The following is a 14,057-nucleotide window of genomic DNA, read 5'->3' on the forward strand; positions in this document are numbered from 1 at the left end:
TTAAGAGTAACTTATGGAACAGAAGAAAATTAAATTGGTTTTATGTTGGCATATGCATCAGCCGCATTATCGTGATGGCTTGAATGGTGAATATCGTTTACCTTGGGTGTATTTGCATGCGATTAAAGACTATACCGATATGGCGGCTCACTTAGAAAATCATGCCAGTGCAAAGGTGGTGGTCAACTTCGCTCCGGTCTTGCTTGAACAACTCCAAGATTACGCCAAACAAATTCGATCCTGGTTGCAGTCAGGATCGCATATTCAAGATGCCTTGTTGAATTTATTATCCGGGGAAACTCCTATTTCGTCAGATGTAGCAACACGACTTGAAATTATTCAAGCCTGCCAAAAAGCGTTTGCTCCAACAATGATTGATACGCTTCCGCCTTTTAAGAAACTGTTGAGTATGACTCGTTGTGATGAGTTGACAACACTGGAAGAAGCAACTTGCCTAACATACTTTAATGAACAATTTTTTATCGACCTGTTGATGTGGTATCACCTCGCTTGGATGGGAGAAAGTTTAAGGCAGCAAGATATCCGGGTGCAAAAATTATTGGAAATTGGTTGCAGTGCGATTCATTTCACGAATGAAGATCGCCGACTGATGCTGGAAGTGATTGCTGATGCGATTGAAAGCATTATTCCACGTTATCGATCATTAATGGAAAAAGGGCAGATTGAGCTGTCGATGACGCCTTATGGGCATCCAATCGTGCCTTTATTGATTGATTTTAACAGTATGAAAGATGCACAGCCACATGATCCAATGCCTGCATCCGACTGCTATCCAGAGGGGTATGAACGTGCAAAATGGCACATAGAACACGGCATGACCGTTTTTGAAGGTCATTTTGGGATCAAGCCAAAGGGGATCTGGTTATCTGAAGGTGCGATTAGCAGTGCCGCGATAGGCTTGCTCGATCATTATGAAATCAAATGGACAGCCTCAGGTGAAGGCGTGTGGCGCCATTCTTGTGAAGCATCTCACTTAGATCATCATGATATTGCTTCAAAACGGGCTTTGTACCAACCTTTGCAACATGCCTCGCAAGAGTGCGCGATTTTCTTCAGAGATGATGGTTTATCCGATTTAATTGGGTTTCAGTATAAAGATTGGGATCCACAAGATGCTGCAAATAACTTCGCTCATCATTTGAGCAATATTGCCAATTCTTTAGGAGACCAAGTTGAAGATTATGTCGTTTCGGTGATATTGGATGGTGAAAATGCCTGGGAATATTATTCGGATAATGGGTATGACTTTTTATCGACGCTTTACCATACGTTGATTCAGCACCCACAGATTGAAATGTCGACCTTTTCTGAGGTTTTAGAAGGAGGGGGTCGACCTAGACATCTGCCGATTTTAAAAGCGGGCAGCTGGGTTTACGGCTCTTTTTCAACGTGGATTGGAGAGCCGGATAAAAATGCGGGGTGGGACTTGTTGGTGGATGCCAAGCTTACTTATGACAAAGTGATTGCCTCTGGTAAATTGTCTGCTGAACAAGAAGCCTTGGCGACTGAACAGTTAGCGATTTGTGAAGGGTCTGACTGGTTTTGGTGGTTTGGGGATTATAACCCTTCAGGCAGTGTTAAGGATTTTGATCAACTTTATCGGCGCCATCTTGAAAAACTCTTTTTATTATTAGGAGAAAAGCCTCCCGAACAACTTTCGATTCCGCTGTCATATGGGGGAGGGGAAATGGAAAATGCAGGCACAATGAGACGCAATTAAGTTAAAGATTTTAATCATACGGTTAAAAAGGAAGAGTTATGTCGCACAAAAAAGCAGGTGTTTTACTCCATCCCACATCATTGCCTTCAGGTAGGTTGGATGAGCAGGCCTGGCGGTTTCTAGACTGGATGGCGCAAGCACATCTGTCCGTTTGGCAAATGCTGCCGTTAACCCATCCTGTGCAAGGATTGTCGCCTTATCAAAGTGTTTCTGCCTTTGCGATGAATCCCGCTTTACTGCCGGTCAACTGGTTAGAGATGATTGATGAAGAAACGTTTCAGTCGTTTGAACAGGAACCACCACACTGGTTAAATGATTATGCTTTATTTATGGCTTTGCGGCAGCATTTTAAGATGACTTCTTGGGCAGAATGGCCAGATGCATATCGCTACCGTGATTTTGAGGCTTTGACGTTATTTGCAGAAACGCATGCGTATGAAATTCGATTTTTAAAAAAGCAGCAATTCGTGCTACGTCAAATATGGCAGAATCTGAAAGACACTGCGCATGAAAAAGGGATTACCCTGTTTGGAGATATGCCTATTTTTGTCGCCTATGACAGTGTTGATGTTTGGGCAAACCCACATTTATTTAAACTGGATGACGACCTCAATCCAACAGTTGTGACCGGCGTCCCCCCTGATTATTTTTCTGAAACAGGACAACGTTGGGGAAATCCGCATTATGATTGGCAAGAGATGCAAAAAGATGGGTTTAAATGGTGGCATCATCGCATTCAATCTGACTTGTCGTTGTTCGATTTGATTCGAATTGATCACTTCAGGGGACTGGAAGCGAGCTGGGAAATTGCAGTGGATGAAGAAACAGCGGTGAATGGGCATTGGGTGAAAGTGCCCGGGCAATTGTTTTTAGATTCTTTACAACAGGCCTTTCCTAAACTCCCCTTGGTCGCAGAAGACTTAGGTATTATCACGCCTGAAGTGATGGCATTGAAAGAGCGATATCATTTACCCGGTATGTCAGTGCTTCAATTTGGTTTTAATGGATTGCCTGATAATCCTCATGCCTTGGCAGAACAGGTTGAAAATTCCGTGGTATATACCGGAACACATGATAATGACACCAGTTTGGGATGGTGGAATTCGTTAGAGGATAATGACTATAAACAGTGGGTGTCATCACAATTGCCTGCTTCTGAAGACCCGATGCCTTGGCCCCTGATTGAAGCCGCTTTTCAATCGGTTGCTTATTTGGCGATGATACCGATGCAGGATTTTTTGAGTTTGGGAGCCGAGGATCGAATGAACACACCAGGTACGGTTGAAAATAATTGGACTTGGCAGTTCAGATGGGATCAAGTTTCGTCAGAAATAACTGAAAAAATCGCAGGCCTGGTCAATGCTTCAGATCGAGATGCGACACGAGAGGGTGCTGTTTTATGATGAATCAAACCATGACGGAAGAAGCCGTTCAAAGGCTTGTTGAAGGATCGCACCATGACCCTTTTCAAATTTTAGGGTGTCATGCCGCTGGTAAAAGATGGGAAATCCGTGTGTGGCTCCCCACGGCTGAAACCGCTTCTGTGGAAGGGTTGCATGCTTTGTCGCGTGTGGAAGGTACCAGTTTATTCGTTGCTAGCTTGACAGAGAAACAGAAAAAAGAACTTCCGTTACACTTTAAAGTGAGTTGGGTTGAAGCAAACGGCTCTGAACATACTGTGGTGTCTCCCTATACCTTTTTACCTCAGTTGGGCGATTTGGATTTACATCTATATGCTGAAGGGCGTCACTGGCATATATATGATGTGTTGGGAGCACAAGTAACGGAAATAGACCGCATTTCAGGCGTTCAATTTTCGGTTTGGGCGCCTGCGGCCAGCCGTGTCTCTGTTGTTGGAGATTTTAATGGTTGGAATGGTTTGCGTCATCCCATGCGCACGAATGGACAGTCAGGTGTTTGGGAACTTTTTATTCCTGGGCTGGTTTCAGGGGATATATATAAATTTGAAATTCGAAACCATCAAACCGGTCAACTTTTGGTCAAAACGGATCCGTATGCGAAAGCGATGGAATTTAGGCCTCAAACCGGATCAATTGTGTATGATTCCAAATTCAAGTGGCAAGATCATGATTGGCTAACTTCTCGCGTTGATTTTGATTGGCAAAACTCTCCCATTAATATTTATGAAGTTCATTTGGGGTCTTGGCAACGAGATCATGACGGTTCTTTCCTGAGCTATAAAGAAATTGCGCATCGACTTGTCGATTATGTGAAGTGGATGGGATATACCCATATTGAGTTGCTACCAATTTCAGAACACCCTTTAGACGAGTCGTGGGGATACCAGGCGACAGGCTATTTTTCTCCTACGAGCCGTTTTGGTTCGCCAGATGATTTTCGATATTTTGTGAATTACTGTCATGAAAATAATATCGGCGTCTTTTTGGATTGGGTTCCAGCACATTTTCCAAAAGATGAGTTTGCTTTGGCTCGCTTTGACGGTACAGCACTGTATGAACATGAAGACCCTAGAAGAGGAGAGCATCAGGACTGGGGAACCTACATTTTTAATTATGGTCGAAATGAAGTGCGAAACTTTCTAATTGCCAATGCGCTCTATTGGTTGAAAGAATTGCATATTGATGGATTGCGTGTTGATGCTGTGGCGTCCATGCTCTATCTGGATTATTCGCGTAAAGATGGAGATTGGTTGCCGAACCAGTATGGTGGGCGAGAAAATATTGAAGCGATTGAATTTTTAAAAACCCTCAATGCCGAGGTGCATGCACAGTGTCCTGGCACTTTGATGATGGCAGAAGAATCAACTTCATGGCCGATGGTTTCACGTCCTACTTGGATGGGAGGGCTTGGGTTTTCAATGAAGTGGAATATGGGGTGGATGAATGACACGCTCGATTTTTTCCAGCAAGACCCTATTTATCGACCGTACCATCATAATCAGCTGACATTTAGTCAGATGTACGCCTATTCGGAAAATTTTGTTTTGCCTTTATCTCATGATGAAGTCGTGCATATGAAGCATTCATTGATCAGTAAAATGCCAGGAGATACATGGCAAAAAATGGCGAATATGAGGCTGCTCATGGGGTACCAAGCGTTAAACCCCGGGAAAAAACTGCTCTTTATGGGCGGCGAATTCGCGCAATGGCAAGAATGGAGCGAAAGCCGTGGATTAGATTGGTATCTTTGTGATCAACCGGCCAATCGAGGGGTGCAGATGCTGGTGCGGGATTTGAATTTGTTGTATCACGTTTCTCCCGCATTATATCTTCATGATTTTGATCAAGAAGGGTTTGAGTGGATCGATTGTCATGATTATGAGCAATCGGTTTTGAGTTTTTTAAGGGTTTCAGAAAAGGAATCTTTAATCTGCATTTTTAATTTTACGCCGGTGCCACGTTATGATTATCGTATCGGATTGCCGGAAACGGGTATTTATGAGGAAGTGCTTAATTCCGATTCCGAACTCTATGGTGGCAGTAATGTAGGTAATGCAGGGCAATTAATAACAGAAGACCTGCACTGGATGAATCGACCTTGTTCAACGACGTTAGTGCTACCGCCGCTTGCGGTGATTGTGTTAAGAAAAAAATCCTAAGAACAGAGAATTAAAATGAAAATATTGTTTGCCACTTCTGAGGCACATCCTTTAATTAAAACAGGCGGCTTGGCAGATGTTTCTGGCAGTTTGCCTGATGCATACCACCATTTAAAACAAAAGGTTAGAATGATCATACCTGCCTATGGTGATATTTGGGAGAAGGTCTTTGATGTAAAGCAACTTTCGGAGTTGAGTATTACCGCTTGTGGGAGGCATCTACACGTCAGAATTCACGTGGCTTCGGCGGAAGGCATCGATGTGCCAATCTGGTTGGTTGATGTTCCTGAGCTTTTCCACCGCCCCGGTAATCCTTATTTGGCTTTAGATGGTAAAGATTGGTGGGATAATGGGGAGCGTTTTGGCGTTTTCTCCAAGGTGGTGACAGAGGTTGCCATGAACCGTGCAGGGCTAAAGTGGCAACCGGATTTGGTTCAAACTAATGATTGGCAAACCGGGTTGGTCCCGGCGTTGTTAACACTGGAGCGAGAGAGACCTAAAACGGTCTTTACCATTCATAATATGGCTTATGCTGGATTATTTCCTAAATCATTGTTTGAAGGCTTAGGGCTTCCGTGGAAGTGGTGGGAAGCTTATAACGGCATTGAGTTTTATGGCAATATGTCCATGTTAAAAGCCGGGATTCAAATGGCGGACTGGGTCACGACGGTCAGTCCAACTTATGCGAAAGAAATTACCTTCCCCGAGTATGCTTATGGGCTTGAAGGATTATTGATTAAGCGATTGGAGCAAAGACGCTTGCTGGGGATATTGAATGGCATTGACGAGGATGTATGGAACCCGAAAACAGACCCGTTTATCCGCTATCATTATTCAGTTGAAAAAGGGCGGGTGGTATCTAAAAAGCGTAATAAAAAAGACATGCTGGATTTCTGGGATTTACCTACATCTGTACTGGATGCGGATGATCCTGTAATTGGCTTAGTAGGGCGTTTGGTACCGCAAAAAGGCATCGACCTAGTGCTGGATGTTTTACCTGAGTTAATCGAGCAAACGAATGCTCGGTTTGTTATTGTCGGCACGGGCGATAGCCTGTTTGAATATCAATTAACGGAATTAGCGCATCAGTATCCGGATAGGCTCATGGTTTATATTGGATATTCTGAATCCTTAGCGCATAAGGTCGAAGCGGGTGCGGATTTATTTTTAATGCCTTCTCGATTTGAGCCGTGTGGTCTCAATCAGTTGTACAGCCTTGTTTATGGCACACCGCCGATTGTTCATTCAACGGGGGGGCTGTCAGATACGGTGGTGAATGCCACCAAAGAAAACCTGGCGACTGGACAAGCGACCGGGTTTGTTTTTTATGATCCAAGTCGTCAAGCACTCAAGTCAACTATCTTGCATGCACTGCATCTTTTTAGTAAAAAAGGAACATGGCAGAAGTTACAAAAAAACGGGATGCGACAAGATTTTAGTTGGACGCGTAGCGCAAAACAGTATTTGGTTTTGTTTAAAGCGATGGTTTAAGTTAGAAGTTGGTTTTTATTTTGGCAATGACGCCTGAATCTTTTTATTCAAAAATTTGAAGTGTGAGGTCATTATGGCGCAGAACAAAAAATCCGTACCAAGTACAAAGCAAGAAAAACACATTGCAGAATTACTCAAAAAAATGGGTATGAGTGTGACCGATATCGAACAAGACTTTGTGAACTATCTTTACAATATGCTTGGACGTGATATTCACTCTGATCCTTATGATCAATTTAAAGCAATGTCTTATACCATTCGTGACCGGCTGATGACATACTGGAAAGAAACTTGGAATGCCTATAACAAAGATAAAACGAAAAAAGCTTATTATCTTTCGATGGAATTTCTTATTGGTCGCTCTTTGTCGAATAATCTACTCAACTTAGGAATTGAAACGGAAACAGAAAAGGCCATGTATCGTTTAGGTGCTTCCTTGGAGGCAATAGAGGAGGCTGAACGAGATGCCGGGCTCGGTAATGGCGGGCTTGGACGATTAGCGGCTTGCTTTATGGATTCATGCGCAACCCTACAACTTCCCGTTATTGGGTATGGATTGCGCTATGAATATGGCATGTTCAAACAATTGATTCAGAATGGCTTTCAAATTGAAGAGCCAGACCATTGGTTAGGGTTTGGTTACTACCCATGGGAAATTCAACGCTCGGAATATACGCGTACCGTTTATTTCGGGGGGCGCAGTCGCCATTACAAAGATCCTCACACCGGCGAGTTGACGGTGCATTGGGAAGACGCTGAAGAAGTATTAGCCGTACCGTTTGATGTTCCGATTCCCGGGTTTGAAAATAAAACTGTGAATACATTGCGCTTATGGTCAGCGGAGGCCGCAGAAGGCTTTAATTTGTCAGAGTTTAACCAAGGCTCCTACTTTGAAGCGGTGGCAAGCAAAAGCGAAGCAGAAAATATTACCATGGTTCTTTACCCTAACGACAGTAGTGAGAACGGTAAAGAGTTACGGTTGCGTCAGCAATATTTTCTTGTGTCGGCCTCCTTGCAAGATGTGGTCAGCCAATGGTCAGAAAAATATGGCAATGATTTCTCCGATTTTGCTGAATATAATGTTTTCCAATTAAATGATACACACCCCAGTTTAGCCGTTGCTGAACTGATGCGAATTTTAATTGACGACAAAAAACTTTCCTGGGAAGCCGCCTGGACTATTGTCAGTCAGTCAATGGCTTATACCAATCATACTTTATTGCCTGAAGCGTTAGAGCGCTGGCCGGTTTCATTATTTAATAAACTCCTTCCGAGAGTGTTAGAAATTATTTATGAAATCAATGCTCGGTTTTTAAAACTGGTTGCTATGAAATGGCCGGGTGATCAAGCGAGACAGGCACGCATGTCGATTATAGATCCCGATGATAATGTCTGTATGGCGTATTTAGCGATTGTTGGCAGTTTTTCGATTAACGGGGTGGCTGCGCTTCACTCCCAGCTTCTCAAAGAAGGGTTGTTTCATGAGTTTTATGAACTATGGCCTGAGCGGTTTAATAATAAAACCAATGGCGTTACGCAAAGACGCTGGATGGCGAGCAGTAATCCAGGATTAAAAGCGCTCTTGAATGAAAAAATCGGTCGTCACTGGATAACCGATTTAACGCAACTCAGTAAAATCGAATCTTTTGTAAATGACAAATCTTTCCGACAAGAATGGATGCGAGTCAAGCGAGAGAATAAACAACGCCTGGCGGATATGGTAGAAAAAGACACTGGTGTGAAGTTTGATGTTACGGCTTTATTTGATGTACAAGTCAAACGTATCCATGAATATAAACGACAACTGTTGAATGTTCTGCATGTCATTCACCTGTATGCCCGAATTAAACGAGGGGATACAGATAACTGGACCAATCGTTGTGTGATTATTGGCGGAAAGGCGGCACCTGGATATGTCATGGCCAAAAAAATCATTAAATTGATTAATAATGTTGCCGAGGTCGTTAACAACGATCCGGATGTTGGGGACAAGCTTAAGTTGGTTTTTATACCCAATTACCGAGTGTCGGCCATGGAAATCATTTCCCCTGGTGCGGACTTGTCTGAACAGATTTCCACCGCCGGAAAAGAAGCTTCTGGAACGGGAAATATGAAATTCATGATGAATGGTGCCATTACCATCGGCACATTGGATGGGGCCAATGTTGAGATTTTAGAAGCCGTAGGAGAGGAGAACTTTTTCTTATTTGGTTTGAAAACACCTGAAGTAGCCAAGCTTCGTGGCCATTATTACCCTGAAAACTTCATTGAAGAAGACAGTGATTTGCAAGCAGTGTTCAGTTTACTGGAATCGGGCCACTTTAACCAATTTGAACCGGGCTTATTTGACGATATTATCAATTCTATGAAAAGTTCGAAGGATCCTTGGATGACGCTGGCTGATTTTAGAAGTTATGTGAACGCTCAGCATGAAGTTGCATTGGCCTTTCAAAATCATAGTCGTTGGAATACGATGAGCATTATTAATTCGGCGCGAAGTGGTATTTTCTCAACAGATCGTACCATGCAAGAATATAACGACGATATTTGGAAATTGACTCCTATTAAATGAACGGTGAATGTTGTCAATGCTGCTTGAAACCAGCCAGGCCTGGTTGTTTTTATATAAAAAGCCTTTGGAAGCACTCGCAGTGAGTGTTTTTTCGGTGGTTTTTTGTGTAATTTACATTAAAATGTCTTCAGAGTTTAGTCAGTAATCTTACGATGATTTTCGATAAGATAAAAATGAAAGACATGAAAGGATGATGTAATGGAGTATGTGATTGACGCAGTTTCGACAGTATCGGGTTGGATGAGACCTTATTTATCTGAGATTGGGCTTTCCATGGCCGCAACCTTACTCGTGATTTTCGGAGACGACATTGTCAATTTTCTTAAAAAGCAGATTGGGTCGCTAAAGTTCTTTTTAAAACTGACGCTGTTTATTCTGTTCTGTGCGTTTGGGTTTGCTTTTTTAACTTCTTTTGTGACTCCATTACTCATTAAACAACTCGCCAGTGTGCCAAATCTTTGGCTGGCACCCATGATTATTTTAATTTTTTACGGAATCGGATTGCTGGCACAAAAAAAGAATATGTTGTAAGTGCTGATTGTTGAATGAACTACATCACACAAGAAGGGTTTTATCGTTTAACGGAAGAATTGAGTTTTTTATGGAAAACCAAGCGACCTGAAATTGTCCGGGCGATATCAACTGCAGCGGCAGAAGGGGATCGGTCGGAGAATGCGGAGTATATCTACCGTAAAAAAGAATTGCGTGAAACGGATCGTAAAATTCGTTATTTAGAGCGACATTTGAAAGATATCAATGTGGTGCGAGATAAGCCGCGCCAGCAAGACAAGGTGTTTTTTGGCGCTTATGTATTGTTGGAGGATGAAAACGGTCAACAAAAACAATACCGTATTGTCGGGGGGATTGAAGCACGGGGTGAAGAAAATGAAATCTCAGTTAAGTCCCCCGTTGCTCAAGCTTTAATTGGTAAACTGTTGGACGAAGAAGTTGAAGTGTTATTGCCGGATAAGCGTAAAATTTGCTATACCATTTTAGACATTAAGTACTAGAATTAAAAAATGCCCTGTTTCAAATTCAGCTGAATAGCACGTTGTGAATATTATAATAAAAGGATCTTAACGTATGAAGAATCGCTCTCTCATTGCTTTACTGGTATCAGCAGGTGTTTTAAGTGCTTGTAGTTCAACTGAGGTTAAAGAGGAAAAGACCCCTAATTACTCAGGCGTGAGTTGTGTCTTCCCAAACTCCAAGGAAGCGGCACCTGGCTGGGTTTGTGATGAACCTGTTCCTGGCTTGGTGTTGAGTGCCGTTGGGATCGCAGAACCTTCGCAAGCCGGTATCAGTTATATGAAAGATATGGCAGCAGCAGATGGGAGAGGCCGATTGGCAGAGCAGATGCAAGTGCAAGTGCAGAAAATGGTTAAGCAATACTTGGGCACAACCGGTAAAGGTGACTGGGAAACCGTTGATGCCGCCGCCAGTACTACCTTGAAAACCATTACCAATGAAGCTCTCGTTGGTTCAAAGGTGCATGGTATGCGTTTTGGACCTAATGGAAAACTGTATGCACTTGTGGGCATTGATGAAGCTGCAAAGAGTAATATTGTCAAAACGGCTGTATCAACCTCCATGCGCAATAATGAAGCCTTATGGCAACAGTTTAAGTCTAAACAGAGTTTTGATGAAATGTCAGAAGCGATTGCCAAACAACCCATTCAGTGAACTGAAAAAAGCGTGTTTGGCGAATATTTTGCTTTGATAGATACAATCATAAAACGGACTTAAGGAGTAAGAAATGGGTTGGGTAATTAAAGATCACTATGAAGATGAATATGATTTTGAAATGGATCGTATGAATCTTGAGTCCATGGATATTACCGCCTTTTCTTGCCCAAAGCTACGAATTATCGAAGTCCCTGTGGATGAAGATGATCTGGAAAAAATGGAGCAGATATATGAACTTCTTTTTCCAGGGTTGTTTGAAGATATGGAAGAAATGATGGCTTCAGAAGACAAAGACCCATATAAAGTACGCTACTATTATAAGGTTCGAAAGTCAGATTCCGAGTCATTATAAAAGAATGTCTCTTTAAAAATTTATGTTTCAATTCAATAGGTTGTATTGGTTTTGCTTTGCGTTTTTCTAAGTAAAATTTGCCAATGCATTCGGGTTTTGTTACAATGATGTCAATTTCATAACCCGATAGGTTAAGTTATCTCTATTTCAGCTGTATTTAATACACTGTCATTTGCGTTTAGACGCTTTTCATTTTTAAGCCCGCTTGGGTCGAGTCTAATCCAAAGGATCAGTCCTGAGGAATCAATCGTCTGGCATTATTTTGCGCTAGTATTACCCTTTCACGGGATTCATGCGTCCAAAAAGATTGCTATCTGTTCTCCTGTTTTGGCGAGCAACGCCCCTACCTCTTTGCGATTGGTTGAATTGTTAACATTTCAATACAATAAGAAGAATCATGAAAACACATAATGAACAAAATTTAATTTTTAGAAAACCCACGTTAGATGATGGACATGCCATTTATCACTTGATTAAGAGTTCCCCACCATTAGACGTGAACTCGAGTTATCTCTATTTTTTACAAGCCTCCCATTTTGCAGATACGTGTATTGTGGTTGAGAGCGATCAAAAAATTGTTGGGTTTGTTTCAGCTTATTATCGCCCCGATCAGCCAGGCTCCTTGTTTGTTTGGCAGGTTGCGGTTGCCGAGACGATGCGTGGCGTAGGGTTAGCGAAAAGAATGTTGCTGGCTTTGGTTGAAAATCAAAAAGGTGATGCCGACTTAAAAGAGTTGTGCTGCACTATCAGTCCATCTAACAAAGCATCGCAAGGACTGTTTAAATCCTTTGCTAAAAATTATGGGTTGACGTTAACGGTTACCCCTTTTATTACGGAAGCGCACTTTGGTGACGAAGGGCACGAAGCAGAAGAGCTATACGTATTAAAATCAGATACACAAGAAAATTTAACTAAATTAATTTTTTAAGGAAATAAAAATGACATTAGAAATATTTAATAAATATGAATCCGAAGTTCGTGGTTATATCCGATCTTTTCCAGTAATTTTTGAAAGAGCCAAAATGGCTGAAATCTGGGATGAAACCGGTAAGCGTTATGTTGACTTTTTCGCCGGTGCAGGGGCTTTGAACTACGGACACAACAACCCAGATATTAACGCGGCATTGATTGATTATCTTCAACACGACGGTATCGGTCATGCATTGGATATGGGGACGGTCGCGAAGAAAGATTTTATTGAAAGCTTTGTTCATAACATCCTTGAACCTAGAGGCTTGGAATACAAACTTCAGTTTGTTGGGCCTACGGGGACCAATGCGATTGAAACGGCATTGAAGATCGCACGTAAGGTAAAAGGGCGTAAACAAGTCATGTCTTTCACTAACGGTTTCCACGGGATGTCAATGGGGTCATTGAGTATCACAGGGAACAGTTATTACCATGATGAAAGTTATGGTGTTCCAGGATACACCACTCAGGTGCCTTTCCATAAATACTTAGGGGATAAAGTCGATACCATCGCTTACCTGCGTAAGATTCTGGAAGATGCCTCAAGTGGTACAGAGTTACCGGCAGCGATTGTATTAGAAACGATCCAAGCAGAAGGTGGGATTAACGTTTCTGGAGAGCAATGGTTAAGAGATCTTCGTCAGATCTGTGATGATTTCGACATCTTGATGGTTGCGGATGAAATTCAAGTGGGTAATGGACGTTCTTCTGATTTCTTCAGTTTTGAAAGAGCGGGTATCAAGCCAGATATCGTGACATTGTCAAAATCAATCGGTGCAGGTCAACCAATGGCAATGGTGTTGTTGAAGCCTGAGCTAGACCAATGGAGTCCAGGGGAGCATTCAGGAACTTTCCGTGGAAATAACTTGGCCTTCGTTTCTTCAAGTGTCGCTTTGAAAAAATATTGGTCAGACGACAGCTTCTCAAAAGAAGTGAAGAAGAAGTCTAAGCTGGTACAAGAAAGAATGGAAAAAATGGCATTGCGTTTCCCTGAGTATATTCGTGAAATTCGCGGTCACGGTATGATTTGGGGGGCGGAATTTAAAAACCCTGAAATGACGGGTGACGTATGTTCTCAAGCATTTGAAGATGGATTAGTGATTGAAACAGCCGGTGCTGGAGATGAAGTCATTAAGTTCTTAGGGCCATTGGTGATTACAGAAGACCTGATCAATGAAGGGTTCGATATCCTGGAAGGCGCTGTTGAAAAGGTTGGCAAAAAACAATAAAGAATAGGAGACGATAAATGATTGTTAAAAATTTATATGATGATGTCATTGGTACAGAAGCAGATGTTGATTCGAAACAATGGACAAGTCGTCGTCTTCTATTAGCGAAAGACGGAATGGGTTTTTCTTTGCATGATACTTTGATTAAAGAAGGTGAAGAGCTTCACCTTTGGTATAAAAACCATTTAGAAGCCGTTTACTGTATTGAAGGTGAAGGTGAAATCGAAGAAAAGAAAAATGGGAAAGTCCATGCCATTCGAGAAGGAACGGTTTATGCCTTAAATGAGCATGATCAGCATATTCTAAAAGCCAATAAAGGCTCTCAAATGCGTATGGTCTGCGTGTTTAACCCGCCTGTTACCGGGCGAGAAACACATGATAAAGACGGGTCATATGTGTTGGTAGAAGAATAACCATCTCCGCTGTCTTTAAGTGAT

Annotated in this window: 12 protein-coding genes; all 12 read left to right on the forward strand. The window is 42.2% G+C overall.

Annotated elements, in window-relative coordinates:
* The first annotated feature begins 13 nt into the window (after positions 1 to 13).
* The 12 genes from GHNINEIG_RS02660 to GHNINEIG_RS02715 all read left to right on the forward strand — a co-directional run bounded on the left by GHNINEIG_RS02660 (position 14) and on the right by GHNINEIG_RS02715 (position 14,033).
* Complete coding sequence (locus GHNINEIG_RS02660) at positions 14 to 1,741, forward strand: glycoside hydrolase family 57 protein (protein ID WP_135795215.1); 1,728 nt, start codon at positions 14 to 16, stop codon at positions 1,739 to 1,741.
* 38 nt (positions 1,742 to 1,779) lie between these two features.
* Positions 1,780 to 3,144: a 4-alpha-glucanotransferase gene (gene malQ / locus GHNINEIG_RS02665; RefSeq protein WP_135795216.1), complete on the forward strand. Its 1,365-nt coding sequence runs from the start codon at positions 1,780 to 1,782 to the stop codon at positions 3,142 to 3,144.
* The gene (glgB, locus tag GHNINEIG_RS02670) at positions 3,141 to 5,321 is read left to right on the forward strand and encodes a 1,4-alpha-glucan branching protein GlgB (protein WP_135795217.1); all 2,181 of its coding nucleotides are present in this window, start codon (positions 3,141 to 3,143) and stop codon (positions 5,319 to 5,321) included. The genes malQ and glgB overlap by 4 nt, the downstream gene beginning before the upstream one ends.
* 15 nt (positions 5,322 to 5,336) lie before the next feature.
* On the forward strand, positions 5,337 to 6,812 hold the full coding sequence (gene glgA, locus GHNINEIG_RS02675) for a glycogen synthase GlgA (RefSeq protein WP_135795218.1): 1,476 nt from the start codon (positions 5,337 to 5,339) through the stop codon (positions 6,810 to 6,812).
* A 73-nt stretch (positions 6,813 to 6,885) separates the two neighbouring features.
* Complete coding sequence (locus GHNINEIG_RS02680) at positions 6,886 to 9,384, forward strand: glycogen/starch/alpha-glucan phosphorylase (protein WP_135795219.1); 2,499 nt, start codon at positions 6,886 to 6,888, stop codon at positions 9,382 to 9,384.
* A 198-nt stretch (positions 9,385 to 9,582) separates the two neighbouring features.
* Positions 9,583 to 9,915 carry a DUF3392 domain-containing protein gene (locus GHNINEIG_RS02685; protein ID WP_135795220.1) on the forward strand — a complete coding sequence of 111 codons (333 nt, stop codon included), beginning with the start codon at positions 9,583 to 9,585 and terminating at the stop codon, positions 9,913 to 9,915.
* 14 nt (positions 9,916 to 9,929) lie between these two features.
* Positions 9,930 to 10,394: a transcription elongation factor GreB gene (gene greB / locus GHNINEIG_RS02690; RefSeq protein ID WP_135795221.1), complete on the forward strand. Its 465-nt coding sequence runs from the start codon at positions 9,930 to 9,932 to the stop codon at positions 10,392 to 10,394.
* A gap of 73 nt (positions 10,395 to 10,467) precedes the next feature.
* Entirely contained in the window at positions 10,468 to 11,067 is a 600-nt protein-coding gene (locus GHNINEIG_RS02695) for an LPP20 family lipoprotein (RefSeq protein ID WP_135795222.1), read from the forward strand.
* 73 nt (positions 11,068 to 11,140) lie between these two features.
* On the forward strand, positions 11,141 to 11,422 hold the full coding sequence (locus tag GHNINEIG_RS02700) for a hypothetical protein (RefSeq protein WP_135795223.1): 282 nt from the start codon (positions 11,141 to 11,143) through the stop codon (positions 11,420 to 11,422).
* 397 nt (positions 11,423 to 11,819) lie between these two features.
* On the forward strand, positions 11,820 to 12,350 hold the full coding sequence (gene ectA, locus GHNINEIG_RS02705) for a diaminobutyrate acetyltransferase (RefSeq protein ID WP_135795224.1): 531 nt from the start codon (positions 11,820 to 11,822) through the stop codon (positions 12,348 to 12,350).
* A 10-nt stretch (positions 12,351 to 12,360) separates the two neighbouring features.
* The gene (ectB, locus tag GHNINEIG_RS02710) at positions 12,361 to 13,620 is read left to right on the forward strand and encodes a diaminobutyrate--2-oxoglutarate transaminase (protein ID WP_135795225.1); all 1,260 of its coding nucleotides are present in this window, start codon (positions 12,361 to 12,363) and stop codon (positions 13,618 to 13,620) included.
* Between the two features lie 17 nt (positions 13,621 to 13,637).
* Positions 13,638 to 14,033 (forward strand): ectoine synthase, encoded by a 396-nt coding sequence (locus GHNINEIG_RS02715; RefSeq protein WP_135795226.1) that lies wholly within the window; start codon positions 13,638 to 13,640, stop codon positions 14,031 to 14,033.
* Positions 14,034 to 14,057: the final 24 nt, after the last annotated feature.

The sequence above is a fragment of the Hydrogenovibrio crunogenus genome (assembly GCF_004786015.1).
In the GTDB taxonomy this organism is placed as follows: domain Bacteria; phylum Pseudomonadota; class Gammaproteobacteria; order Thiomicrospirales; family Thiomicrospiraceae; genus Hydrogenovibrio; species Hydrogenovibrio crunogenus.

Bases quoted from the DNA above. Each gene is read 5' to 3' on its own strand.
- GHNINEIG_RS02660 (WP_135795215.1), top strand. From the start codon at position 14: ATGGAACAGAAGAAAATTAAATTGGTTTTATGTTGGCATATGCATCAG.
- malQ (WP_135795216.1), top strand. From the start codon at position 1,780: ATGTCGCACAAAAAAGCAGGTGTTTTACTCCATCCCACATCATTGCCT.
- glgB (WP_135795217.1), top strand. From the start codon at position 3,141: ATGATGAATCAAACCATGACGGAAGAAGCCGTTCAAAGGCTTGTTGAA.
- glgA (WP_135795218.1), top strand. From the start codon at position 5,337: ATGAAAATATTGTTTGCCACTTCTGAGGCACATCCTTTAATTAAAACA.
- GHNINEIG_RS02680 (WP_135795219.1), top strand. From the start codon at position 6,886: ATGGCGCAGAACAAAAAATCCGTACCAAGTACAAAGCAAGAAAAACAC.
- GHNINEIG_RS02685 (WP_135795220.1), top strand. From the start codon at position 9,583: ATGGAGTATGTGATTGACGCAGTTTCGACAGTATCGGGTTGGATGAGA.
- greB (WP_135795221.1), top strand. From the start codon at position 9,930: ATGAACTACATCACACAAGAAGGGTTTTATCGTTTAACGGAAGAATTG.
- GHNINEIG_RS02695 (WP_135795222.1), top strand. From the start codon at position 10,468: ATGAAGAATCGCTCTCTCATTGCTTTACTGGTATCAGCAGGTGTTTTA.
- GHNINEIG_RS02700 (WP_135795223.1), top strand. From the start codon at position 11,141: ATGGGTTGGGTAATTAAAGATCACTATGAAGATGAATATGATTTTGAA.
- ectA (WP_135795224.1), top strand. From the start codon at position 11,820: ATGAAAACACATAATGAACAAAATTTAATTTTTAGAAAACCCACGTTA.
- ectB (WP_135795225.1), top strand. From the start codon at position 12,361: ATGACATTAGAAATATTTAATAAATATGAATCCGAAGTTCGTGGTTAT.
- GHNINEIG_RS02715 (WP_135795226.1), top strand. From the start codon at position 13,638: ATGATTGTTAAAAATTTATATGATGATGTCATTGGTACAGAAGCAGAT.